Source organism: Microcystis viridis FACHB-1342, from assembly GCF_014698335.1.
Taxonomy (GTDB): domain Bacteria; phylum Cyanobacteriota; class Cyanobacteriia; order Cyanobacteriales; family Microcystaceae; genus Microcystis; species Microcystis ichthyoblabe_A.
This window is the reverse complement of sequence record NZ_JACJSV010000019.1, coordinates 1-25,352: the sequence shown is the minus strand read 5'-3', so window position 1 is coordinate 25,352 and position 25,352 is coordinate 1. Positions and strand designations below refer to the sequence as shown.

The window sequence follows — 25,352 nt, the reverse complement described above, 5'->3', positions numbered from 1 at the left end:
TTGTAGGAAAGGTTAACCATAGCGATTGTTTTGACTAGGGAAATTACCAAGTATTCGGTTGAAAGTCGGCATCATTAATAATAGCCACCGTATCCCCGGAGGGTTTAATCACAAATAGACCTTTTTTATAAGCATAGCGATCGATTCCCTCGTTGATTTCAATTCCTGCCACTGCACCGTAGGCTCGATAGTTTTGATAATGGGGAAAAGCGATTTTAAAACGAGTCAATTTTTCAATAAATTCATCTACATCATCTTGAGATAATCTCGATTTACATTCCACCACCACGAGATCGGTATCATCCACCCCTAGGATATCAATTTCCATGGCGATGCCCTGACGTTTGACTCTAGCACGGGGATAAACTTCCTTAATATCAATGCCTTTTTCCTGAAAAAGCCGTAAAACCGCCGGTTCTACCAACTCTTCCACAAATCGACCCCAGCGAGTGGTCAGACTATCTACCGCTTTGCTGGTTCGTTCTACGGTGCGTTTCAGTTCTGTCATCGAGCGATCGCTTTCTAGTTTAGATTCGGCCAGGAGGTTCTCTATTTCGACTCTATGGCGATCATATTCCTCAGCCCGGCGATCATATTCCGCCTTGGATTGGGCAACCAGGCGATCATATTCCGCCTTGGATTGGGCAACCAGGCGATCATATTCCTCAGCCCGGCGATCATATTCCGCCTTGGATTGGGCAGCCCGGCGATCATATTCCTCAGCCCGGCGATCATATTCCGCCTTGGATTGGGCAGCCCGGCGATCATATTCCTCAGCGGAAGCGCGGAATAGCTGGTAAATATCCTCAAGAGTTACTGGTTCACTCATAGACTTGCCTCTAAAACACCCCTGATCATTTTAGCGATTCCGTCGAGAAGCCGGACGAGAGCGAGAGAGCAAAACGGCAAGAAATATTAAAATTATGTAAAACACTTGACAAATGTGGGGTTTAGGGTGGTTTTTTTTCTGGAATTTACCTAAAATGTCGGATGAATACCCCTGCAAGCGTGGCGTTTGATTGATGCCAATTCTAGCAGATAGCATCAATGCGCTCTGACCAAGGTAGTCCTGGCAGCGATAACCACAGCGCGCAACTTCCGCAAGAATGCTAATATAAAAAAGCTATTGGCTAATTTTTTCCTATTTTAACTCGCAATATGCTCCCGTCTAATCTCGATCGCATCGTCGAACGCCTCAAACGTCGTACCGATCCTAAGCAAAAATACGAACAATTACTAGCTTTTGCTAAAAAACTAGAACCAATACCAGAATCTGCCAAAATACCCACTAATAAAGTCCAGGGCTGTGTATCCCAAGTTTATATCACTGCCGACCTCGAAAATGGCCAAGTTTGGTACAAAGGCGATTCCGACGCGCAATTAGTCAAAGGTTTAGTTGCTTTGTTAATCGAGGGGTTAAATGGACTGACTCCCTCGGAAATCCTGCAAGTCACCCCGGATTTTATCGAAGAAACCGGTTTAAAAGTCAGTCTTACCCCTTCCCGCGCCAACGGATTTTATAATATTTTCCAATTAATGCAGAAAAAAGCTCTCGGTTTTCAGTTGGGAATGTCCGCTTAGATGTCTAGTTTTCTGGTTCCGGTTCCTTTGATTCGGGAATCTCGCAGTTTTGGAAACGAGTATCCACCAGCGAACGGGTGCAACCCCAATTACTCGGTATTCCCGACGGCCAACCCATCCGCAAAGCTTCCGGACAGATGGCCATCACCGTTAGCTGACAGTCAATTAACTGAAAACCCTCTTTCTCACACTGTTTGAGACTGTGTTTGAGAATGGAATCATTGTTAAATTCGATGGTTTTATTACACTGAATACAGACCAAATGATGATGGTGGTGGGGATAGGGTTGATTGAGTTCGTAGTGTTTATGACCCTCGGCCAATTCCAACTCCCGCAAAATTCCCATCCGCGACATTAGTTTAACACTGCGGTAAATCGTCGATAAACTAATTCCTTCCCCCCGTTTGTCCAGTAATTCCTGCAATTCTTCGGCACTGAGATGATTGCCTTTCGGTAAATTCTGGAAAACGTGCAGAATTTTCTCTCGCTGGGGAGTTAAGCGCCACCCCCGTGCATTGAGTTCCGCTTTCAGGGAGGAGGCAGTGTAGGCAGACATAAGCGATCGACTCTCAATAAAAGCTATTTAATTGACAATGATAGTCGTTTCGGCGAGCCATTGGCAACAGTTTTCAGTAGTTGAAAATTCTCCCCGCATTCAAGTATGAAAAATTACTATGAAATCCTCCAAATTCCCCGTAATGCCAGTAATAATCAGATAAAAGCCGCTTTTCGTCGTCTGGCCCGGCAATATCACCCCGATTATAATCCCAATGATCCAGAGGCAGTGACAAAATTTCGCGAAATTGAACAAGCTTATCGGGTTTTGAGCGATAAAGACAAAAGAAAAGAGTATGATCGCAGTTTATCCCCAGAAATACCCACTTTTAACCGTAGTGCCGAGGATTTTTATCAACAGGGATGGCACTACGCTCAAGAGAAAAATTATCAACTAGCGATCGCATTTTACCAGCAAGCGATCGCAATTAATCCGCAATTTTGGCAGGCCTATCTGCAACGGGCGGAAGTTTACTACTATAATCAGCAGGATCGGCAAGTTTTAAGCGATTGTCGGCAAGTTTTGCAGTTAAAACCCGATTGTTCCCAAGCTTACTATTACCTCGGTTTATCCCGTCAACGACTCGGTTACACCCAATCCTCCCTAGAAGCTTATGGCAAAGCAATCGCCATTGACCAAAATAATCCCCAATTCTATTATCAAAGAGGATTGGCTCTAGAGGAACTCTCGGAACTGCCAGCAGCACGAAAAGATTTTCAAATAGCGGCCAAGAAATTTAAGCAACAGGGAAATTTTCGCCGCTATCATGCCATTATTAATAAGTTAAAATATGTTCATAAAAGTTATCGACAACAGCAATCAATTAAGTGGTCAAAAACTCTTTTTATTATTTTTAATTTGCTGAAAATCTCTTTTTTATCTTTGCTCAAACCCAAGACCGGTCTAGCACAGTCTTTTTTAAAGCTTAACCGTAATCAGGCTTTGGCTACAGGGGTATTTGCGGCAATAATCAGCAGTTTTTTTATCGCTTTGACTTGGCAAAACTGGACAGTTAAATCCGAGTTTTTACTGTTATTAGGCTGGGCAGTATTTCCTTTTATTATTCTGACTTTATCTAGTTGTTTGGGCAGAAAATTAAGTAATAAATATGGTAGTATCGTCGGGGATATATTTTTAGGTGGCTTAATAATTTTGCCCTTTTCCCTCGTCATTTGGCTCACTTCCTATTTATCCATAAATGGCGATATTATCGGCGCAATTATCGGTGTAACAGGCGGTTATCTAACCGGAATGCTTTACTATGGTTATCGACATTTATCCAATATTTCTTCGCCGATCTCTTTACTTTTAATCCCTTTTGTGCTAGGTTTCCTCACGGTTAATATCTGGGTAGTTTATTATTATCTCTAAATCTTCTGGGGTATTACAGTTAAATAAAATCTCGGAATTATCGATAATTAATTCCTCCACCACAGCGACATTTAACCATTTTTGAAAAGAAGTGTCTCCCTGCTTAATATAAGTCTGCAAAGATGCTAAACAACGACGATGATAAAAAGCACAGAGAGGCTCCCAACGATTGCCGCACCGAGGAACCGAAGCCATAGCATTTTCTGGTACAGTGGCTAATAATCTTGACCATTCTTGAATAATTGAAGACCTGAGTAAAGGTAAATCGCAAGGGAGTAATAAAACCCAATCGGTTGATACAAAAGTTAATCCCAAGGCAAAGGCCAATAAAGGCCCCCTAGTGGGGAGAGGTTCCTTGATTATCTGGCAGCATTGGGGAATGATAAGTTCATAACGTTCCGGCCAAGGCGTAATCACAGACACTTGTACTGCACAATCTTGGGCAATTAAACAAGTATTCTCTAGAAAAGAGACACCCTGAAAAGATAACAAAGCTTTATCTCGTCCCATGCGGGAACTTTGACCACCAGCCAGAATTAACGCCGTTAAAGCGGGAAAATCACTCATAATAACCAGTTTTAAAGGATAAACCACAGAGGCACAAAAAACACAAAGAAAAAGACAGAAAGAACAAGAGAGCCTACAAATCTAGGCAACTTGCTCAAACCTATGCTAGTCTCTTGACAATTAATAATGTCTCCCTAAACAAGCAATAGATGAATTCCCATTTAATCAAAGTTCCCTTTGTTGATTTAACTTGGCAAAATCAGCCCCTACAAGCAAAAATTACCGAGGCAATCCAAACAGTTATCGACCGAGGAGATTTTGTTTTAGGCCAAGCTTTAGCCGAATTTGAAACCGCCTTTGCCCAGGCTTGCGGAGTCGAGTATGCTGTGGGAGTAGCTTCTGGCACTGCTGCTCTTGCCTTGGCTTTACAAGCTTACGGCATCGGTGCCGGGGATGAAGTGCTAGTCCCCGCTAATACCTTTGTCGCCACCCTCATGGGTGTTATTCAAGCGGGAGCTAAACCAGTTTTAGTTGATTGTCACCTCGATACGGCCTTAATTGACCTCGCGGCGGCCGCCCAAAAAATTACCCCCAACACCCGCGCCATTCTACCCGTACACCTGTACGGACAGATGGTATCACCCCAACAATTAGAGGATTTTGCCCGCAGCCATAGTCTGACCATCTTTGAAGATGCAGCCCAGGCCCATTTAGCCAGTAGAGAAGGTTATCGCGCCGGCAGTGTCGGTGTGGCGGCGGGGTTTAGTTTTTATCCCAGTAAAAATTTAGGTGCTTTTGGCAATGGCGGAATTTTAGTGAGCAATGATCCCGAAATTAGCCAAAAAGCCCGCAGTTTAAGAAATTATGGCGCACCAAGCAAGTATTTCCACACCGATATCGGCACTAATAGCCGTTTGGATAGCATACAAGCCGCCATTTTAAACATTAAATTACCCCATCTGGAGGGCTGGAATCAGACCCGTCAGCGAGCGGCAAGACAATATGATCGGCTGTTGGCTCCTTTAGCCGATAAGGGCATTTTACCCATAAGAGACGAAACCGAGACTGGTCATGTCTATCATCTCTACGTTATTCGCCTCCTCCCCCATTGTCCCGTTGATCGCCAACAACTACAAGAACAATTAACTGCCGTCGGTATTCAAACTGGCATTCATTATCCGATTCCTTGTCATCTACAACCGGCCTATCGCTACCTGGGTTATCAACAGGGAGACTTTCCCAATGCAGAGACTCTCTGTGAAGAAATTGTCTCTCTCCCCATGTACCCCGGCATCCGGGAGGAGCAAATTGCCATCGTGGTTGAACAGATCACTGCGATCATCGGGTAACATAAATTCAGAATTTGTCACTAAATCGCTCTGTCCTATGGGTATTAGTCCTTCCTTATCCACCGTCTCCCAGAAAAATCGGCAATCTTGGCTGATGATCGGTTTCTTGGCGGTTATCTATGGTCCGGTGATCTTTCACTGGTACGATGGTTGGCTGAATAAATCGATCAGCACCGAACACGAGTACTTTAGCCACGGCTTGATCGGCCTTCCCTACGCCGCCTATATTGTCTGGCAGAATCGCAAAAAATGGCAACGCCTCGAAGATCGCTCCTACCCCCTCGGAGCGTTTTTGTTAACCCTAGGAGCGATTTTTTATCTCCTCGGCTCCTCCCTTTGGGTTAGTATGTCTTTCCCGATTATTTTAGCGGGAATCTGTCTCTGGTTAAAAGGAAGGGAAGGTTTTAAATTACAGGGAGTTCCCCTACTTTTAACGGCTTTAGCGACTCCTAATCCTATACCATACCTGATCGCTCCTTATACTCTACCCCTACAGGTTTTTATTGCTGCTTGCTCTGGTTTTATTCTCCAGCAAGCGGGTCTAGATGTCTCTGTTGACGGTATTTATGTGGCGGTAGAAGGTAGGACGGTGGAAATCGCTCCCTACTGTGCGGGGCTGAAAATGTTATTTACCAGTCTTTACGTCACGCTGCTGCTGCTCCATTGGACTGATACCATCAAAAACGGCCGTAAAACCTGCTTTATGCTCCTCAGCGCCTTTGGAATTAGTGTCGGAGCTAACATCATTCGTAACGCGCTTTTAGCTTGGTTTCACGGCACAGGACAGGAGGAAAACTTTACATTATTCCACGATGGCTGGGGGGGCGATTTATACTCCGTCTTGATGTTGTTACTGATCTTTTTGGTCTTCCAAATCATGCAGTATCGCGAGGTAGTCAGGAAACAGTCCCTGACTCAAGAGGAAGTTAACCAGGATGATTAGTCGAAAAATTCCGGACGAGGTAAGTTTAGTGTTAGATAAAATCAAAAAAAAGCTACCGGGTAATTATTTACTGCTGTTGTGCTTGCTGCTGATTTTGATTTTAGGGGGTATCTTACCCAATTTAATTTCTGGCCAGTGGTCTTGGCTGGATCAACCGAGAATCGGTAATATTCAGAAAATGCTGGCCCTACAAGAATCGGGAATCAAGTTCTCTGACCTGAAAACCACCGACCGGAGCCAAGGTGAAATCGCTGAGGGAAAATGGTCGGTACAAGTGGTGGAAAGTCCTGATGGCAAGAGGATCACCGTGCTTTTAAAGCCACAGGTTTACTATAAAAGTCAACCGGGAGTAGAATGGTCAGATATAAGTTCTATTAGTCGTTGGAATCAGGGGGAAACAACCGAGCTATCAATTCCCACCCAGTCAGGAGGAAAGGCCACGGCTCGATTCTATCGGGCTTGGACACAAAGCACTTTTGCCGTGGTGCAATGGTACGCTTGGCTAGGTGGTGGTCATTACGATCCCTCGGTGTGGTATTGGCTTGACCAATGGGCGCAATTAAAAAGACAAAGAGTACCCTGGATAGCCGTTTCCTTGCTGATTCCCTTAGAACCGATGAAAGAACTGCAAACTCTCACTCCCTTTGCTCTCAATCTCGCCACGGAAGTGCAGAGTTACTTAGAACAAAATGTCTTAAGTCAATTAACTTCTCTGCCTGAGACCAAAAAAGAAAAGTAGTTTTTCTGCTCCCAACTATCTGTTTAAAAAAAACTAGCTCAAGGCACTTTTCTAGTCCTTAATAGCTTCTTTGTTCCTCTCCCACTAGATAACTCTCAGAAAATAAATTGATATATCTGTATGATTCCACCAATGCTCAACAAGTTTTTGCCAGTTGGTTTATTCAGAACCGGGGCCATAGCCTTATCAGGGTTTAGTCTGACAGGGTTCTTATGGGTAATTCCCTCCGAGAGCCTCAAGGCCCAGGGTCCTTTGTCCATTCCCCAGACTCAACCCGGATCTGGGTTAGAATTTTTGCCCCCCGAACCGCCTAATCCCACCTTTCCTGAAAACACGATTCCCCCCGCTGGCTACAGTCCACCGGTTTACTCTCCCAATAATCCCCAATCCCGACAAATTCAGACCTATCGACTCGATATAGGCGATCAAATTACTGTCTCGGTTCCTGATTTTCCCGAATTTAATTCCGCAAGTCCGGTGGATCCCGATGGGAATTTTCTAGTGCCGATTTTAGGCCGCATTCCGGTACTCGGCTTGACTTTAGACGAAGTGCAAACTAAAATCCGCCTCGAATTGGGGCGAAAATACTTGCGGGAGGAACCAGAAGTCATTGCTGTTCTAACCACTGCCCGTCCCGTCCAGTTGACCATTCTGGGAGAGGTACAGCGACCGGGGTTTTATAGTATTGCTCCTAATACTTCCCTAGTACAGGTAATTTTGGCAGCGGGTGGTGGCACTCCCAGAGCCGATCTGCGTTCGATCCTTGTCCGTCGGGTTTTAGTCGATGGTACAGTGTTAGAGGAGAAACTTGACCTTTATACTCCCTTGATTAAGGGGGAACGCTTACCAGATCTGCGTCTGCAAGGAGGTGATGCCGTGGTTGTTTCCAAGTTAGAAGTGGGCCAAGAAACGGGATATAATCGCACATTGGTGGCTAGAACCACCCTCGCCCAGCAGAATATTACCGTCAGGGTTTTAGCTCCCTCAATTCCTTCGGGAATTTCCCTGAGAAATGTTTCGATTCCTAATGGCAGTACCTTCCTCGATGTGGTGGCTAGTTTACCGGTTTCTGATCGCCTGCGGATTAATGTCAATGAAGTGTCCCTGCTACGTTTTGACAGTGCCAAAGGGGGAATTGTTAGTCAAACTTTGAGTCCGATAGCGGCAGTTAGGGGAGATATCTCCCAAAATATTCCCTTAGAAGATCAAGACGTAATTATCGTCACCCGCACCCTATTAGGGGAAATTTTCGCCGCTTTTAATATCATTACCCAACCCATTCGGGATATTTCCAGTTTTACCAATACAATTCTCGACTTTGGCAATCAATTCAATAACTTCAATAATTGAGGTGCAACTTGCTCCCTTCACTCCTTAACACAACTTCATAAGCTAGGATTTCAAGGACGAGAATAACTCTTGACCGCTAAAATGTAAAAAATCTGGGAATATATTAAAAAGCTATGGCTCTACCAATTGTTAAACGATTTCTCATCTCGCTAGATCAGAACAAATTTGTGGGAATATTCGTCTTCCTCGTCTGTTTAGGTGGTTCTGCGATCTTTGCTCTCCTCCCCGATCCAGAGAAACCCCCCACATTTTATCGGGCGGTGGGACAACTAGCCTATCGGGTACCGCCGCCAGCTTTTACCAGTACGGGAACCCAACTGCAAGAACAAGGACGGGCTATCGATCGCGATTTACTGCTATCTCCCCGGGTATTGATCAATACAGCCAAAAAATTGCAATTTAATCAAGAACAGCTCGTTAAAATTCGCGATCAAGATTTAAAAATCACCTTCCCGGGTGAAGCGGCGGGAAAAAATAATAGCGATCAACCCCAAGAGATACTTTTAGAGTTAACGGCCGACTCCCGGGCCAAGGCGGAGTTAATTCTCGAAACCTTGATGAAGGAAATGGTGGAATACAGCCGCTGGATTAATACTTCCCAGTTACGGGCCCGCATAGAAGCTCTCGGTGTCCGGCTTAACGAAGTCCAAAAAGATTTAACCAGAGCCGAAGAAAAATTTTATCGCTACATTAGTAGCCAGGGTTCAGATTTACTGGCCATTCAAGATGGGAGTTTATTCGCCGCTATCACCAGTAGTCAACAGCAACAGCGAGAAATTCGTCTAGGACTGCAAGGCATTCAAGGACAAATTGATAGTCTGAGTAAACAACTCGATTTAACTCCCGATCAGGCCTACACCTCCTCAGCCCTTAGTGCCGACCCGATTATTGCCAGTATCCGAGCGCAGATCTTGGACACAGAGGCCCAATTGGAGCGACTAGAGAAGGATTTACGTCCCGAACATCCCGCCGTAGTTAAATTACGCAAGCAACAGGAAGTTAACGAATCTCTCTTACAAAAAAGAGCCGCCGAGGTGATCGGAAAAGATGGTGTCCTGACCTCTCTTCCCAGCAATCGCATCCGTCAGCAAAGTAATCTCGATGCCGCCCGTCAACAACTAGCGGGTCAATTAGTCGCCCTGCAAACTCAGCGCGAGGGTTTGATGAAACAATTAGAATCCTTAGTGACTCAGGAACAGCAATTACGCTCCCAATACGAGAAATTCCCCGATAAACAGTTACAGCAAGCTCGTTTAACCCAAGCCGTCGCCTTTCAAAGGGGTATCTACGAGAATATTCTCAATGCGCTGGTGGATGCTCAGGCCGCAGAAGCGGAAACCGTGGGTAGTCTCACCGTCGCCCAACCGCCGGTCGCTGAACCGATCGAACAGGTGTTTAACCGCAAGAATCGTCTCTTGATTCTCTTGGCGGGTGCTGGTTTGGGAACTTTAGCCGGATTGGGTGTGATCCTGCTGTTAGCAGTGATCGATGATCGCCTGCACAGTCCCCAAGAATTGCGGGAAGCTTTGGTTAGTCAGGATATACTACTCTTGGGACAATTGCCCATTGTCCGGAATTTAGAGGGCGAGGAAATCGATCCGATTCTCGCCGATGCTAATGCCAATTATCTCCCCTACTACGAACGTTTACGCAGTACCCTGCGACTTGTTGGCGGCAGCGAAAAGGTGAAAGTGGTTGTTGTCACCAGTATTACTGGCGGAGAGGGGAAAACCGCCACTGCCTATAATCTGGCCATCGCCGCGGCTTTAGCGGGCCGACGGACTCTGTTAGTCGAAGGAGATCTGAGAAGTCCTTCTAAGTCCGAAGAAATCGGAGTCACTCCCGATCCCAATTCTTTCCGAGAACCCCTACTTTACTACGGGGCAAAAAGTAAATCGATCCGGCTGGCCCCAAATATAGAAAACCTTTCCATTTTGCCTAGTCCCGGTCCGCAAAAACAAGCGGCAGCTATCATTGAATCGAGCGAATTACAATTGATTCTCAAAGATTCTAGCGGCCGTTTCGATCTGGTGATTGTCGATACTCCTTCTCTGTCTAGCTGTAATGATGCGCTGCTCTTAGAAGAACTAGCGGACGGGATTATTCTGGTAACGCGCCCGCCCATAACTCGTTCTAGTCTCTTGAGTGAAGCAACTGACCAGTTAACAGAAGCGGAAGTGAAAATTTTAGGGGCGGTGATTAACTACGTCGATATTACACCGACTCTCAACACCGCCGAACCAGGACTGCCGCCTTTGATAGTTCCCCCAACACGAGGACAAACAGAGACAGAGGAAGTGAAGGTGGAGGTATAAATGGGGTTACTTATGACAAAATCTTCGGGCTCGATCGAATTGTGGTTCTTGCCAAGAAAAAGCAAAATGACTGATACTATCTATGGTGGGAAAAGCTAGGCGAATCGCTGCCATTTGCACTTCTAAGGAGGGACGATTGTTATAGGGTTGTCCCCATAAACCGGCTAAAGCTGGGATAACAGGAGTTTGATTTCCCCTGCTTTCTACTACTCTTTTGATCTGATTAACTACACAGGTAGTATCGTTACAATTAGCGTAGGACATGGGATGCCATTCTAGGGAAGCGGGAAAACTATCCCAAGCTTGTAAACGGGAATCAAAACCTTGATTACCCACAAGACGATTCCCATCGGGAAAAAACACTGCTCCGGCGGGAATTCCCTGACGTTCCACCAGGGCAGAAAAATAACTAATATAATCAATGACACCCTGGGCAGCATGGGCAACCGCTAGGAACCAAAGTTCTAATTTGAGGCGATCAAAACGACTTTTAACTGATTGTTTCATCTCCTCTTCTAAAGGTATTCTTCCTTGCCAGAGAGGAGCAGTTTCTTGGGGATAAAGGCGATCGGCTTCGACGATATCATCAGGGGAAATTTTGCCACGAGTCAGATAGCGATCGATGAGAAATTTGCCCTTATTATTCAATCCTCGATTAATTAAAGCTTGTCGGGATGCCGGACTAAAAATCCATAAATCTTTGACATCATCAGCAACGGAATCGACTCCCGTTCCTCTGGGATAGCGAATATAATCAAATAAAACTCCATCGGGACGACGTTGTAAAATGGCTTCTAGGAGAATTAAATAATCCTGTCGCGCTTGATTGCTGTAGGGATCGACAAAAGTTTGGGATTGATCATCGACAAAAGAGGTGCTATCTTGTCCTTTACCATTGCGTGCTAATACCTCCTGTCGATAGGGTTTTAAGCTATAAGCATAGCCAAAATTGAGGCTAAATAACCAAGCATAAACCTTTAAACCGCGTTTATGTCCCTGTTCGATTGCCTGTGCTAATAAATCGACATTTCCGGCACTGGGATTTTTAATGACGCTATCCCAAACGGTGGGATTATTGTTAGGAGGTAATAGGACTTGACCATCGGCAAAAACTTCCACATAAACTGTATTATAACCTTTGGCCACGATGCGATCGAGGATACTTTCCATCGATCCGGGACGGCTATCACAGGAGTAGAGACGTAACCAGATCGCCTGTTCCTGTAACCAGTGTCGGGAACGGCAAAAGCGCAATTGTTCAGCATATTTCTGTACTAAGATGTTATATTCTTGGGGCGAGGTTTGACGGAGATTTTCTTGTTGTTGGATTTCTGATTCGGACAGTTGACAATTATCATTGACAGCGAGACTAGAGTTAATCCCTAGAGGACTAATCCAGAGAATTGTAGCAAGAAAACAAAATAGCGATCGCAGATAATTAACTTTCTTTAACATAGTTGTTCACAGCGTTTGCTATTTTTTATTGTTTTTATTTTCAGATAAATAGCCATTTTTCAGGAGAAAAGCGCTCAGAGCAGTGGGAAAGTCTGGATATTTTCCGATCACTGTATTTTCGCCATGGATATCGAGACCCCAATCGGAGTGTTTATCATAATTAGTGAGAAGAAATTGCCAAGCTTCTTCGTATTCTCCTAGTATAATTTTCTGTGCCACATAACCAGCCAAAATGCCATTAACTTCGCCTTTTTCTTTTTTAGCTAACTGAAAAGCTTTCAGCATTGCTGCTAAAGTTTTTCTTAATTCTTGGGGATATTTTCTAGTGACATCTGCTAATTTACCCTGTTGAAAAGTATAAATTTTGGAGGGAGGAAAAGAGGCAGCGTAGGAACTAAAAGCATATAAAAAAGAATTATCAACGGTAATAAATTCATAATTATTATCTCCATCTAAATCTTCAAAAGAACCACCACTACCATCTAAAAATCCCGTTTCTTCTCTAATAAATCTATCTTTTTGCCAAGTATAAATTACCAAAGATGTGCAGCAGTGAGCGCCGCCGCTATAGGTGGAGATGATAATCTCATCGATGCCATTATTATCTAAATCTCTTAATTCCACATAGCCAGATCCAAAGGCACTATACCCGCTATTTTGCTGATAAAGTTGCTCGTTATAAAAGATTTGATAAGAAACATTATTAAGATCAGAATTGTCATCAATTTTCTCGTTTAGGTCGATGGGTTGATAGCTAACTTGTACCTTAATTTTCCCCGATTTAATCACTTGATTTCTTAGGGGTTGACTGGTATCAAAATCGAGTTTAGTCACGGCTAAACTCGCGGCTGCATTGCCCAAAAATTGAGATAATAAGCAGCAAATAAAGCAAGTTTTGCTAATATCCATCGGCTAATTCCCAGAGAGAGATTAATATCAGTGTATCTTAGTTGTTCCTCCGGACAATCAGCCGTTAACTTTTCGAGAAAAACTATCTATTTCAACGTTTTAACGCTCAAAACTTGGGGGGGGGTGGCATCGGGGGGATAGAGAAAATCGAGATTAACGTCGCGTCGGGCGCCGGGGGGAAGTTCTATCTGTACTAAAGCTTCTCCCTGTTGTCCTTCCCGTTGAACGAGATGGAAAAAACGTTCCTCGGTGCGTCCCAGTTCGTTACGATAGGTAACGCGCACTGCACCCCGGAAAAATACCGGTCCCTGGACGGGTTCAACAAATAGCAAGCGATCGAGATAATTATCTTCTTTAATTGGGGTTTGAATAGTCAAAGCCACCACCTGGGTTTTGCTAGTGTTGTTATATAGAGGTAAAGTCAGATAGTAGTGAACACCGTAGTTACCGTGAGCTTTGAAAGCCGTATCGGGATAACGCACTAACATGGGGGCGCTTTGAATTTGTCTGGTTCCGAAAGTAGCTGCTGTCACCGTACTTAAAGGATAGGCAAAAGCTTGACCGGGTTGAGGAATGGTGAGATTAATTCCCCCTTTGGGATCGACAATGCGGGTTGCCCATTCCGAACCGACAGAAATTCCGGCCACGCGACCATAAAAATTTCTTCTTCCGGGAGACCACTGATCAGGGGGAGTGGGGGGAAAATCACGAGGAGCGGCTAAATCACCTCTAACTAATAGGGTACGCCATTCCTCTAGGATAGGGGGACGAAAGGTTTCTATTTCCCGATCTTCGATTTTGACTTTTTGGGGAACTTCGTAGAGGGCTAAATTAGCCATATAGATAGGGCCATCGCTGTAGAGACGCAGCAGAGTCGAGCGAGCGCTGCTTCTGGGGATAACTAGATCCAAGAGCATCCGACTTTCGCCGGGGGGAATGACGATCTGGGTGGGAAATTGGGTATCATGGCGACGACGCATGATATCGCTGGCTAAACGGGAACCGGGACCGGAAAAAACCCGGCCGTTGGGATCTTCCACCAGAGAGGGTAAATCGACAAAAGGGGCATCGGCGGAGGTGACGTAACTGACTCCTTGCAGGATGCGGATAACGAGGTTTTTGGAGGTGGGATTAGTAACGATCAGTCCCTGGTGTAGGTCGCGGATGGGATCGGTTTGACGAGCGATGTGGTGGGTGAAAACGTCAAAACGTCCTTGTAGGGGATGATTGAGATGGGCTATGGGAAAACGTTTTCCTTTACCGGGGAAAGTGGAGAGGAGAATTCCCTCTTTTTCTACCACTTCGGGACTATTGCTATTAAAAACTAGAACGTCATTTAGTTGACCGGGCAACTGACGCACTTCCTGATATTGGGTGATTAATTTCCTCTCTATCTGGGGCAGAACCGAGGCGGACTGAGCTAAAAGAATAGTGGGTAAGAAAGAAAGCATAGAGATTCCATATTTATAGGATCTAATTCAGGGTGAGTCGATGGAGAGCTGAAGTTATACGACAATATAAGCGAGTGTGTCCGGGCGATCGATAAAGAATCTTAATATATTTTTAAGGTCTGATCAAGTCCTGTCAGGGGTGATGTGAACTAGGGACGGTTTTCTGGGTGAGCAAGGGAGAATACCCCTTGCTATTGCCGATTTTAAGGGTTAAGTTGACAATGACCCGTAACTGCTCACCCTAGCTTTAAATTTCGCCGCGAATTTCTTCGACGATGCCATCTCTAAGGACGAGTTCCACATTCATTTTGGCCACTAAGTTATCGCCTTTTTCGACGCGGAAAAAGCTTTCTAGTTGTGCTTGGGCGACTTCTTGATTGAGTTCCAAGAGTTGTATCTGTTGCAGTTGTTGCAGATACTGGTTTTTTTGTTCGAGAAACTCACTTTTCTGTTGATTGACTTGGATTTGAATATTGTCAATCTGTTGGGCAGCCGCGGGGGGTAAGGGGATCAGACTCTGACGCTGAATTTCTGCGATCGCTCTTTGTCCTTGGCTTTCTAATTGTTGAATTTGTGCATCAATTTGCACCATTTGTGCCTGTAATTGCTGTTGTGCTTCTTCTTTCCAGCGCGGGGTTACGATGACTTTAATTGTCACCGGGCGCTTCAGTAATAAACTGGTTTGTGCGTCATCCATGATTTGCTTATCCTAAAAAGGTTTTTTTGTCAAGGGTTTAGGGAATATTTACCAGAAATATTTACTTGGCAAACATCTCGTTAATCATATCGCGATAGCGTTGCGTTACTACCGGTCGTTTAATCTTTAAAGTTTGGGTCATCATGCCGTTTTCTAGGGAAAAAGGCTCTAAAATTAACTCAAAGGTTTTAATCTGGTCATCGGTACGATAACCGGGCCGATTTCTCACCTCGCGCTTTAATTCTTGTTGGTAGAGATCTAAGACTTTTTTGCTGTAGAGATCGCTAGAAAGAATCGTGGAGCGATCGCTGTGAGGATCGGGTAAATTTAAGGATAGTTTCTGTTCTTGGGCCCAATTAGCCAGTATATCAAGATTAGGCACGATCAAAGCCCCCAAAGCTTTTTGATCCTGTCCCACTAGCATGATTTGGGAGATAAAGGGACTGCGTAAACAAGCATCTTCAATCGGTTGCGGTTCGATATTTTCACCATTGCTCAAAACAATTGTATCTTTGGCCCGTCCGGTTAAGACTAAATCCCCGGCAGCGGTTAACCAACCAATATCACCGCTATCAAACCAACCATCGGGAGAAATCGCTTTTTCGGTTGCTTCGGGTTTTTTATAGTATCCCTGCATCACCTGCGGACCACGAATCAAGACTAAACCGTGTTTTTCTGTGGGTAGGACTTCTTTGCTGTGTAAATCGACAATACAGATTTCTGTCTGAAAGACGGGACGACCGGCAGACCCGCGCAGGTTATGATCGATACGACGGACGGTAGCGACGGGAGAAGTTTCTGTCAGTCCATAACCAACTAAAATCGGGATTCCCGCAATCTCATAGAAAGTATCTAGATGTCTAGCTAAGGAACCACCGCCACTAACCAAGATTTTAACTTTATTTCCCACTGCTTGGCGAATTTTGCCATAAACTAGCTTGTCACCGATGGCATGGAGGGGATAGAGTAAGAGGGATTGAATTCTTGCTTTTAGTCTTTCGATCCCGGAAGCGTGAAGGTGATCAAGACTGAGATTATCGGCGATACGTTTAGCAATAACGTAATTTTCCGACTTTTCTAGCAAAAATCGCACTAATTTCTGTTTTGTGGCCGATTGTTCGCTAAATTGCTTTTGGATACCCTCGTAAAGAGATTCCCAAAGACGGGGAACTCCCACCATTAATTGCGGACTAAATTGCTTTAAATCCTGCTTAAAAGTGCGAATACTGGTATAAATCTGGGTGCAACCTTGAGCTAGACTGAAATACTCACAACTGCGCTCGTAGGAGTGCCATGAAGGTAGTATACTTAAAACTCGATCGCCAGGATCCGGTTGAAAGATAGCGTTTAAGTTGCGTACCTGATGCAGCAGATTACCGTGACTTAACATCACCCCTTTTGGTTGTCCCGTCGTCCCCGATGTGTAGATGAGGGTAGCCAGATCATTTTCGCTCTTGGTGATGGGTTTAAGGGTGTTCTCAGCCCCGATCGCCATTAGTTGCTTGAAATTTAAGGTCTGCACGGAAATCGCCCCAGTAGCGGGGTCTTCGTCGGTGAGCAGCACGATTAATTTTAGGGGCAATTCAGGGATTTTCGCCAGCAATTTGCCTAAAGTTTTGTTATTTTCGACAATCAGCGTCTGACTGTCACTATCGGCCAGAATATAGGCTAATTCCTCTGCATCTGCTTGAGCAGATCGTACCGCGTTGGCGGCCCCGGCTGCCATGGAACCTTGGTCGGCAATAAACCACCGGGGACTATTATCGGCAAATAAAGCGACATTTTCGGTTTCTGTGACTCCTAATGCTTGCAAAGCGGCGGCAAATTGCTGAATTTGTTGATAAAGTTCCCGATAGGTGAGAATTACTTCCGGTTTACTGTGGGGATCGTGCAGGGCGATAATATTGGGGAAACGCTGGGCAACTATTGACCAAACTTCGGGTAAAGATTGAATATTTGAATAGTCAATTAGGGTTGTCATAGCAGTAGTTATAGAGGGTTACAAGAGTAATAACATATAGATTAACCATTCGAGGCTCTTTTTGCCGGTTCCCCTAGACAGTATTTCAACAGGTATCTAATCCTGCAAAGTTAATTTCCTAGTTGAGACTCGGAGAGAGGAGACTTTTCAGTTATCGGTGAACGGTGAACAGTAATCAGGGAATGTTACTGTTACTTAATACTGCTTACTGATTACAGAAAAGGCTAACGGCTTAGATGTATAATTAATTTTGCTTAGGTACTTAATATAGTTGTAATTAGCAGAAAAAACGATGATTGCTCTATCTAAATATAATAATCTCACTCCAGAAGAATATCTTCAGTTTGAAGAAAAAAGTCCCATTAAACACGAATATATCGATGGACAAATTTACGCCATGGCAGGGACGACGGATACTCATAATATTGTTGGGGGGAATATATACACAATTGTTCGTAATCATTTGCGGGGTTCCGATTGTCGGGTTTATTTTGCCGATGTGAAAGTCAGATTAGAGAAACGCAATCACTTTTATTATCCTGATATTCTTGTCACCTGCGATGACAGAGATAGGGAAACTGCTACCTACAAAAGTTTTCCTAAATTGATTATCGAAGTTCTCTCCGATTCTACAGAAGCTTTTGACAGGGGGGATAAATTTAATGATTATCAAACTCTAGAAAGTTTAGAGGAATATGTCTTAGTCAATAGTAAACACCAACGAGTGGAAACTTTTCGCCGGGGTGAACAGGGTTTATGGATTCTGCAAACCTATCAGCAAGAAAGTTTTAGTTTACAGAGTATTAATCTGACGGCATCTTTTCGGGATTTATACGAGGATATCACCCTAGAAACGGTTAATGATACTCCCGAAAGCCCTTAAGAAAATCTCCTTCAACGATTAAACCCATGATTGCTCTATCTAACTATAATAATCTCACTCCAGAAGAATATCTTCAGTTTGAAGAAAAAAGTCCCATTAAACATGAATATATCGATGGGCAAATTTACGCCATGGCAGGAACGACGGATACTCATAATATTATCGGACTCAATTTAACTTTTATCATTCGTAATCATTTGCGTGGTTCCGATTGTCGGGTTTATTTTGCCGATGTGAAAGTCAGATTAGAGAAACGCAATCACTTTTATTATCCCGATATTCTTGTCACCTGCGATGACAGAGATAGAGAAACTGCTACCTACAAAAGTTTTCCTAAATTGATTATCGAAGTTCTCTCCGATTCTACAGAAGCTTTTGACAGGGGGGATAAATTTAATGATTATCAAACTCTAGAAAGTTTAGAGGAATATGTCTTAGTGAATAGTAAACACCAACGAGTGGAAACTTTTCGACGCGGTGAACAGGGTTTATGGATTCTGCAAACCTATCAGCAAGAAAGTTTTAGTTTACAGAGTATTAATCTGACGGCATCTCTTCGGGATTTATACGAGGATATCACCCTAGAAACCTGACAGGGGGACAAGAAAGCTGAAATCCATATATCGTAAACTTTTCATGATTTTAGCTCGAAAAAGTTCGCCGCACCATCTCTCACTTATTAATAATGATTCCTAGTAAGCTCGCTCCTATCCCTAATTCTTTCGTTAGCTTTTTGCCTAGAATCGCTCGATCTATTTCTAGCGAGAGAAGCCAGAAGCCTTTGTTGGCAAATTTTTTAGCTCGCTTGTCCCCCTGTCAGAAAATCAACACCACTGACGGATCATCAGCAATCATCAAGTTAATCGCTTGCATCAACTCTGCTGATTTTGGATGTTTACAGCGATCTAAATCGTCAATAAATACATATACTCGATCATTCCCAATATAGGCATCGACAATTTTAGCAAAATCTTCATGAAATTCTTCCTATCATCTAAACCCGATAGGTTTTGTCAGGTAGGGGATAGAAGATTTAACTATGTCTATAGAATTATTGGAGTTTAGTTTTACTAGGAATCAGAATTAATGACCAGTAGGTGACAGCCTCTGGATCGATTTCGGTAATCGGAATAATTTGCTGATTGGGTAAGGTTGCTCGTTCGATGTAGAGGGCGCGTTCTAATAATCCTAATTCCTCGAGAATATCACGAACTTTAGCGAAATGTCTGCCTAATTTAATAATCGCTGCTGCATCGATAAATGCTAGGCGATCCCGCAATATTTCCGCCTCTAAAGTAGCGGGCATGATACTAAATACGTCATTTCGATAAGTGATAGGTACACCCAGCATTGCTGCACTTGCCATCACTGAAGAAATACCCGGCACGACTTCAATGGAAAAGCGATTGCACAAGCGATTAAAGATATACATAAACGTGCCATACAACATCGGATCGCCCACACATAAAACTGCCACATCTCGGCCTAAGTTTAACTGTTCGGCGATATTTTCGGCGGCAATATCATAATGAGGTTGAGAACTGCGCTCGGCACTAAAAGGTAAAGGCATGGGAATTTCTATCTGCTCGGGACGGATAAAATCCGACACAATTGCTCGTGCCAAAACTTTGCCACTTTCTAAGGTAGGATAAGCAATTACCGGAACAGTTGTGAGAATCCGGTGTGCTTTTAGCGTCAACAATTCGGGATCACCGGGACCGATTCCTAATCCATAAAGTTTGCCTAATTTATTCATAATTCGTTCTCTTTTGCTAAAGCATTGACTGCTGCTGCTGCGATTGCGCTGCCGCCTCTACGTCCGTGCAGGGTAATAAATGGCACGCCACGACTATTAGTTGCTAATTCTATTTTCGACTCTGCCGCTCCTACAAATCCCACGGGAAAGCCTAAAATCAAAGCCGGTTTAGCTACATTTTGATCGAGCAATTCTAGTAGGTGAAAAAGTGCGGTTGGTGCATTACCAATGGCTACCACTGCTCCAGCTAAATGAGGTTGCCAAAGTTCTAAAGCGGCAGCGGAGCGGGTATTATTAATTTGTCGTGCTAACTCGGTCACTTCTGGATAATTGAGGGTACAAATAATCGGATTATTTTTAGGTAAACGGGCTTTGGTAATGCCATTAGCGACCATTTGAGAATCACAGAGAATTGCTGCACCCCCAGCGAGAGCATTTCGTCCGATTTTAACCGCGTCTGGTGATGCTTCTAAATCTTCTGTTATGTCTGTCATCCCGCAGGAATGAATTAGACGAACTGCCACAGGGGCTAAATCATCGGGGAGATTTTTCCAGTTAGTTTCAGCCCGAATAATAGCAAAAGATTTGCGGTAAATTTCCTCACCATTCTTAATGTATTCCATTCTATTCATCTAAATTTTTTGATTTTTGGGAGCTTAAAATTTGGGCTATGAGCGGGGGAATCTTGGTAAATTCTCCCTCAAATATGGGTGTTTCTAAGAACTTTTGACTATCACCCACATAGACTTGATAAGCTTCTAGTATTTGGCCATTTTCCTCGATGGTAGTTCCTAAAAGGGTAATTTCCGCAGGACCCGGTTGAGCGCAGGATTTAGCACAACCCGTCAAGTGAATATTAACAGGAGAATTGCAGGTTAAGTGTTCCTGCAAATAATCTGCCAGGAGAGAAGCATGAATTTGAGTTGCAGTGGCCGCTGCCGCACAACCCGGTTTACCGCTACAGGCAACTATCCCCGCATCCCATCCGGGAGAAGCGGATAATCCTAGTGATGCCAGTTTTGGCAACAATTCTGACACTTTTTCATCGGGAATATCGGGTAATATAACAGTCTGCCAAGGGGTTAATCGTAACTGACCACTGCCAAAAGTTTCTGATAGTGCCGCTAATCCCCATAGTTGATTAGCCGTCAATTGTCCTAATCTTAATGATAGGCCAACATAAGACAATCTGGGTTGCTTTTGAGGATGAATTCCTAGATGAAAATAGGGTTGAGTAGAATGGGCAGCCTGCTGGTATTCTTGCCCTTGTATTATGCCGGTAGAAGTCCGATGTAATCGGGAGTTAACTTGTTCGAGATATTTTGTCAATCCCCAATCTTTGATTAGGTGTTTCATCCGAGGTTTTTTCCCCTTGATATTGGGGGTTTGTTGAACATAATTGACATAAACCTTTACTAGAGCTTTGACCACAGCTAAACAGTTTTCTGGCTCAATTAATAAGTCCGTGTCATATAATTGTTTATCTCCTCCAAGTGCTAATCGAAAGCAAACAAGAGAAGTTAAATTTGTCGGATTTTTGACGGTAATTGCCGATAGCTGAATCTCATTATAGCGGTGTTGCCAAGCCATAGTTGAACCAGTGCCAATTCCCACTGCACCACCGCCATCGATCCCGATACTAAATTTAGGACTTAGTTGGGCAATTGATGGATAATTTTGGATAAAATTATCTAATTCTTGGACTAATGGACGAGTATCGATCAATTCTTGGCAGTCAATTCCAGCCGTGGGACTGGACATGATATTACGCAGATGATCGATACTGGGGTTATGGGCAGCTAACCCTAATTTTTGCAGGGTTTGAAATTCTTCTAAACTGGGGGATTTTTGCAGTCCGCGAATTTGCAGATTTGCCCGATTGGTAACTTGTATTGTCGTCTGCCATTGTTCGAGCCAAGTGGCGATCGCTTTTCCCTGTGGAGAATTGAGCCATCCACCGGGGGTGCGGAGACGAATTAAAAATCCATCCTGGGCAGCAGTGCCATAAAATAAACCGGGACAAGCATTTGCTTCAACTAACCAATTCACCGTTGTTTGTTCTCCATGCGACGCAGAGAAGTAGTTAGAAAATTAGTTGTCTATACTACCGATCAAAAGCTTGTAATTGGTATTCTGACTCGCAAGGAAAAAGGGAAGATGTACTCTTTTTACTTTTTACTTGATTACAGCTGCGGCACAGTACCAGAATTGCACTGGACTTTCCCAAAGACAAGTTTAAGGATCATACCACGTTTTTGGTTGAAAATCAGTATCGTTAAGAATCGCTACATTTTCCCCCCTTTGTGCTAAGACAAATAAACCTTGACGATAAGCATATTTATCCGCTCCCTCTTCGATTTCAATGCCTGCTACTGCCCCATATAATTGTTTGTGGTTATATTCGGGAAAAAATTGCCTAAATTCTGTTAGATTATTGATTAATTCTTTGACATCATCTACACTTAAACTACTTTTAACTTCCACTACTAGCACATGATTTTCATTAGTTACTAACACATCAATTTCTAGGGTTTTACCGTCGAGACGTTTTCTGACTCTTTGACTAACTTGATGTACGGGAATATCACGATTTAAAAATAAAGTCTCACAAGCGGGGGCTACCATATTTTCGACAAAACGTCCCCATTTACCTCCAAGATTACCAATTTCTTGACTGAGTCTGGTAATTTGGCGATCGGTTTCTTGAAAGCGTCGCTCGGTTTCTTGAAAGCATCTTTCTGTCTCTTTTTGAGCTTCTGCTAATTCGGCTAATAATTTCCAAACATCATCGGCGGTGGTGGTCATAATTTTTCCTCTGAATTAACTTGGCACTAACCCGATTATATCTTGTTTTTAAAGCCCCTACCACGTTTTCGGTTGAAACTCAGTATCGTTAAGAATCGCTACATTTTCACCCCTTTGTGCCAAGACAAATAAACCTTGACGATAGGCATATTTATCTGCTCCTTCTTCGATTTCAATGCCTGCTACTGCCCCATATAATTGTTTATGGTTATATTCTGGGAAAAATTGCCTAAATTCTGTTAGATTCTTGATTAATTCTTTGACATCATCTACACTTAAACTACTTTTGACTTCCACTACCAGCACATGATTTTCATTAGTTACTAACACATCAATTTCTAGGGTTTTACCGTCGAGACGTTTTCTGACTCTTTGACTAACTTGATGTACGGGAATCTGACGATTTAAAAATAAAGTCTCACAAGCTGGGGCTACCATATTTTCGACAAAACGTCCCCATTTACCTCCAAGATTACCAATTTCTTTACTGAGTCTAGTAATTTGGCGATCGGTTTTTAAAGATTGTTCTTTGAGAATCCGCTCGGTTTCTAAAGATTGTTCTTTGAGAATCCGCTCCGTTTCTTGAAAGCGTCGCTCGGTTTCTTGAAAGCATCTTTCTGTCTCTTTTTGAGCTTCTACTAATTCGGCTAATAATTTCCAAACGTCATCGGCGGTGGTGGTCATAATTTTTCAGATAAATTAACTTAGCACTAACGCGATTATATCTTGTTTGAAGGATAGAGCCTGATGGCAGATAATGAAATAGTAGCGATTTTTTTTAATATGGCGGATCGCAATTGTAAGTCGAAATGGCTATCGATCATAGGAATTGGTGAAGATGGCTTAGAAGGTTTAAGTTCGGTGGGGCGAAGTCTGCTTTCTTTAGCATCAGTTATTGTCGGTGGTGAACGTCATCTGGCAATGTTACCCCCAGAGGATCAACGGCAAAAACTGCTCTGGACTTCTCCCATTCAAGACTCCATTAACGAGATTATCCGCCGTCGTGGTCAATCTGTCTGTGTTTTGGCCAGTGGTGATCCCATGTGCTACGGAATTGGTGTCACCCTCACCCGCCAGATTCCCCTGGAGGAAATGACGATTATTCCCTCTCCTTCTAGCTTTAGTCTTGCCTGTAGTCGTTTGGGTTGGTCCCTGAGTGAAGTGGAAACTTTGAGTTTGTGCGGTCGGCCCCTGGCTTGGTTGAATGGGGTGCTTTATCCCGGCGCTAAACTGCTGGTACTAAGCGCCGATGCCCAGACTCCGGCGATCGCTGCTCGGCTGCTCCGGGAGGGAGGTTTTGGCGAGAGTTCCATCACGGTTTTAGAACATCTAGGGGGAACCCGAGAACGCCACATTCAAGGCATCGCCAACGATTGGGAGTTTACAGATCTGGCGGATCTAAATGTCATCGCCATTAGCTGCATCTCCTCTAATCCTCCTACCCAGGCGCCGCGCCTTCCTGGACTGCCGGATTCTGCTTACCATCATGACGGACAGTTGACAAAAAGAGAAGTTCGTGCTATCACTCTGAGCAGATTGGCTCCCTTACCCGGACAATTGCTCTGGGATGTGGGGGCGGGTTGTGGTTCCATTGCCATTGAGTGGCTGCGTAGCGATCGCCGTTGCCAGGCTATTGCGATCGAACATCATCCCACCAGATTACAATACATTGCCGATAATGCCGCCGCCCTGGGAACGCCTCACCTGCAAATCGTCGCCGGAATCGCACCGAGCGCCCTGGAAGATTTACCGCAACCGGACGCTATTTTTATTGGTGGCGGTATCACCACACCCCACCTATTGGAAACCTGTTGGTTAGCCCTGCGCCCCGGGGGTCGTCTTATTGCCAATACTGTTACAATTGAAAGCGAATTAGTTCTCTTGCAATGGCATAGTAAATTAGGAGGGGAACTGCTGCGAATTGGCATTGAAAAAGCCGAACCGGTCGGCAAGTTTTTAGGTTGGAAAGCCATGGCCCCCGTAACCCAGTGGACTGTTCTGAAACCGAGATTGTAAATCCTTGATTTTCTCCTTGATCCCTCTTGCAAAAGTTGTAGATAGAACTTTTTGGATATTCTTTTTCTTTCTAATTAGTTAGGGCTTGCTGAATAAATCTAAAAACCTTGTTGGATAAGGCTTTTAGACTTTTTTTCCCTCAAAAAGTGCCGACCATTGGAGGGATCGGGGGTAAAATTCAGGTACTTTTTCCCTGAAAATTAGGTAACTGACTACCTCAAAATCGGTAAAACCCTACACCCCACACCCCACACCCCACACCCTGCCCCCACCAACAAACTTTTTCAGCAGACCCTAGTTAGGTGTTAAAAATTGTCAGATCCCCCTTAATAAGGAGGGATCAAAGCCCCCCTTGATAAGGCTATCCATTAGTCAGATCTTTCTTAACAAAAAGAGAAGAAACTTAAAAAAAGGGGAAACGATTGATAGGTATAGTTTTGAAAGAAGGAATTAAGGTGGAGGTAAGCAAAAAAATGGAGAAATGGGCAGCCCAAGAATTACAGTATGCAGACCTAGGGGACACCAGAAGAAAGAAAAGGTTAATCAGTATCGTAGAAAACTTGGCCAGCCAACCTAGTACAAGTGTGCCACAAGCTTCGGGAAATCTAGCCGCAGCGAGTGCCACCTACGACTTTTGGAATTCCCCCTATTTTCACCCCTCAGATATAATTGCCGCCCAAGCCAAAAG

At 44.0% G+C, this 25,352-nt stretch carries 24 protein-coding genes, 1 pseudogene and 1 riboswitch; of the genes and pseudogenes, 11 read left to right on the top strand and 14 right to left on the bottom strand.

Annotated elements, in window-relative coordinates:
- Nucleotides 1-43: 43 nt before the first annotated feature.
- Nucleotides 44-829, bottom strand: a complete 786-nt coding sequence (locus H6G40_RS08555) for a DUF3782 domain-containing protein (protein ID WP_069475604.1) — start codon at nt 827-829, stop codon at nt 44-46.
- A 329-nt stretch (nt 830-1,158) separates the two neighbouring features.
- Here H6G40_RS08555 and H6G40_RS08550 point away from each other — a divergent pair, with 329 nt between their 5' ends.
- Nucleotides 1,159-1,581: a SufE family protein gene (locus tag H6G40_RS08550; protein WP_069475603.1), complete on the top strand. Its 423-nt coding sequence runs from the start codon at nt 1,159-1,161 to the stop codon at nt 1,579-1,581.
- Between the two features lie 4 nt (nt 1,582-1,585).
- On the opposite strand, the gene H6G40_RS08545 is transcribed toward H6G40_RS08550, so the two are convergent.
- Complete coding sequence (locus H6G40_RS08545) at nt 1,586-2,137, bottom strand: ferric uptake regulation protein (RefSeq protein WP_002737956.1); 552 nt, start codon at nt 2,135-2,137, stop codon at nt 1,586-1,588.
- A 105-nt stretch (nt 2,138-2,242) separates the two neighbouring features.
- Between H6G40_RS08545 and H6G40_RS08540 the strand changes: the two genes are divergently transcribed.
- Nucleotides 2,243-3,508, top strand: a complete 1,266-nt coding sequence (locus H6G40_RS08540) for a J domain-containing protein (RefSeq protein ID WP_190537522.1) — start codon at nt 2,243-2,245, stop codon at nt 3,506-3,508.
- On the opposite strand, the gene H6G40_RS08535 is transcribed toward H6G40_RS08540, so the two are convergent.
- On the bottom strand, nt 3,461-4,075 hold the full coding sequence (locus H6G40_RS08535) for a molybdenum cofactor guanylyltransferase (RefSeq protein ID WP_190537520.1): 615 nt from the start codon (nt 4,073-4,075) through the stop codon (nt 3,461-3,463). The genes H6G40_RS08540 and H6G40_RS08535 overlap by 48 nt on opposite strands.
- Nucleotides 4,076-4,224: 149 nt before the next feature.
- On the opposite strand from H6G40_RS08535, the gene H6G40_RS08530 reads away from it, so the two are divergent.
- The 5 genes from H6G40_RS08530 (at nt 4,225) to H6G40_RS08510 (ending at nt 10,711) form a co-directional block, all read left to right on the top strand.
- Entirely contained in the window at nt 4,225-5,364 is a 1,140-nt protein-coding gene (locus tag H6G40_RS08530; RefSeq protein ID WP_123230982.1) for a DegT/DnrJ/EryC1/StrS family aminotransferase, read from the top strand.
- A 37-nt stretch (nt 5,365-5,401) separates the two neighbouring features.
- Nucleotides 5,402-6,307: a cyanoexosortase B gene (crtB, locus tag H6G40_RS08525; protein WP_069475599.1), complete on the top strand. Its 906-nt coding sequence runs from the start codon at nt 5,402-5,404 to the stop codon at nt 6,305-6,307.
- Nucleotides 6,300-7,046 (top strand): cyanoexosortase B system-associated protein, encoded by a 747-nt coding sequence (locus H6G40_RS08520; RefSeq protein WP_069475598.1) that lies wholly within the window; start codon nt 6,300-6,302, stop codon nt 7,044-7,046. The genes crtB and H6G40_RS08520 overlap by 8 nt, the downstream gene beginning before the upstream one ends.
- Before the next feature lie 132 nt (nt 7,047-7,178).
- On the top strand, nt 7,179-8,396 hold the full coding sequence (locus tag H6G40_RS08515; RefSeq protein WP_002773033.1) for a polysaccharide biosynthesis/export family protein: 1,218 nt from the start codon (nt 7,179-7,181) through the stop codon (nt 8,394-8,396).
- 113 nt (nt 8,397-8,509) lie between these two features.
- On the top strand, nt 8,510-10,711 hold the full coding sequence (locus H6G40_RS08510) for a GumC family protein (RefSeq protein ID WP_069475597.1): 2,202 nt from the start codon (nt 8,510-8,512) through the stop codon (nt 10,709-10,711).
- Between the two features lie 6 nt (nt 10,712-10,717).
- Here the strand turns inward: H6G40_RS08510 and H6G40_RS08505 are convergent, their stop codons facing one another.
- From H6G40_RS08505 to H6G40_RS08485, 5 genes are all read right to left on the bottom strand, one after another.
- Complete coding sequence (locus H6G40_RS08505; RefSeq protein WP_069475596.1) at nt 10,718-12,166, bottom strand: family 10 glycosylhydrolase; 1,449 nt, start codon at nt 12,164-12,166, stop codon at nt 10,718-10,720.
- An 18-nt stretch (nt 12,167-12,184) separates the two neighbouring features.
- Nucleotides 12,185-13,075 carry a hypothetical protein gene (locus H6G40_RS08500; RefSeq protein WP_002735334.1) on the bottom strand — a complete coding sequence of 297 codons (891 nt, stop codon included), beginning with the start codon at nt 13,073-13,075 and terminating at the stop codon, nt 12,185-12,187.
- 86 nt (nt 13,076-13,161) lie between these two features.
- Nucleotides 13,162-14,526, bottom strand: a complete 1,365-nt coding sequence (locus H6G40_RS08495; protein WP_002737389.1) for a DUF3370 domain-containing protein — start codon at nt 14,524-14,526, stop codon at nt 13,162-13,164.
- Nucleotides 14,527-14,773: 247 nt separating this feature from the next.
- A complete protein-coding gene (locus H6G40_RS08490) occupies nt 14,774-15,223 on the bottom strand; it encodes a YlqD family protein (protein WP_002740554.1) in 450 nt (149 codons plus the stop codon).
- Between the two features lie 61 nt (nt 15,224-15,284).
- Nucleotides 15,285-17,204 carry a long-chain fatty acid--CoA ligase gene (locus H6G40_RS08485; protein ID WP_002737027.1) on the bottom strand — a complete coding sequence of 640 codons (1,920 nt, stop codon included), beginning with the start codon at nt 17,202-17,204 and terminating at the stop codon, nt 15,285-15,287.
- Between the two features lie 292 nt (nt 17,205-17,496).
- On the opposite strand from H6G40_RS08485, the gene H6G40_RS08480 reads away from it, so the two are divergent.
- A complete protein-coding gene (locus tag H6G40_RS08480; RefSeq protein WP_149106554.1) occupies nt 17,497-18,087 on the top strand; it encodes a Uma2 family endonuclease in 591 nt (196 codons plus the stop codon).
- A 26-nt stretch (nt 18,088-18,113) separates the two neighbouring features.
- On the top strand, nt 18,114-18,680 hold the full coding sequence (locus H6G40_RS08475) for a Uma2 family endonuclease (RefSeq protein ID WP_103112187.1): 567 nt from the start codon (nt 18,114-18,116) through the stop codon (nt 18,678-18,680).
- 229 nt (nt 18,681-18,909) lie between these two features.
- Here the strand turns inward: H6G40_RS08475 and H6G40_RS08470 are convergent.
- The 6 genes and pseudogenes from H6G40_RS08470 to H6G40_RS08445 form a co-directional block, all read right to left on the bottom strand.
- Nucleotides 18,910-19,074 (bottom strand): annotated as a pseudogene (locus H6G40_RS08470) (P-loop NTPase fold protein); the annotation flags it as partial.
- A 64-nt stretch (nt 19,075-19,138) separates the two neighbouring features.
- Entirely contained in the window at nt 19,139-19,843 is a 705-nt protein-coding gene (cobI, locus tag H6G40_RS08465) for a precorrin-2 C(20)-methyltransferase (RefSeq protein WP_069475592.1), read from the bottom strand.
- Nucleotides 19,840-20,466 (bottom strand): precorrin-8X methylmutase, encoded by a 627-nt coding sequence (locus H6G40_RS08460; RefSeq protein WP_002736997.1) that lies wholly within the window; start codon nt 20,464-20,466, stop codon nt 19,840-19,842. The genes cobI and H6G40_RS08460 overlap by 4 nt, the downstream gene beginning before the upstream one ends.
- A 1-nt stretch (nt 20,467) precedes the next feature.
- Nucleotides 20,468-21,892, bottom strand: a complete 1,425-nt coding sequence (cobG, locus tag H6G40_RS08455; protein ID WP_069475591.1) for a precorrin-3B synthase — start codon at nt 21,890-21,892, stop codon at nt 20,468-20,470.
- 57 nt (nt 21,893-21,949) lie between these two features.
- Nucleotides 21,950-22,108, bottom strand: a riboswitch (cobalamin riboswitch).
- Nucleotides 22,079-22,648 (bottom strand): DUF3782 domain-containing protein, encoded by a 570-nt coding sequence (locus H6G40_RS08450; RefSeq protein WP_184891222.1) that lies wholly within the window; start codon nt 22,646-22,648, stop codon nt 22,079-22,081. (Overlaps the previous riboswitch by 30 nt.)
- A gap of 57 nt (nt 22,649-22,705) precedes the next feature.
- Nucleotides 22,706-23,332 (bottom strand): DUF3782 domain-containing protein, encoded by a 627-nt coding sequence (locus H6G40_RS08445; protein ID WP_123230975.1) that lies wholly within the window; start codon nt 23,330-23,332, stop codon nt 22,706-22,708.
- 63 nt (nt 23,333-23,395) lie between these two features.
- On the opposite strand from H6G40_RS08445, the gene cbiE reads away from it, so the two are divergent.
- A complete protein-coding gene (cbiE, locus tag H6G40_RS08440; RefSeq protein WP_123230974.1) occupies nt 23,396-24,664 on the top strand; it encodes a precorrin-6y C5,15-methyltransferase (decarboxylating) subunit CbiE in 1,269 nt (422 codons plus the stop codon).
- A gap of 473 nt (nt 24,665-25,137) precedes the next feature.
- Nucleotides 25,138-25,352, top strand: a 215-nt coding sequence (locus H6G40_RS08435) for an IS4/Tn5 family transposase DNA-binding protein (RefSeq protein ID WP_190537532.1), incomplete at its 3' end; no start/stop codon positions are given.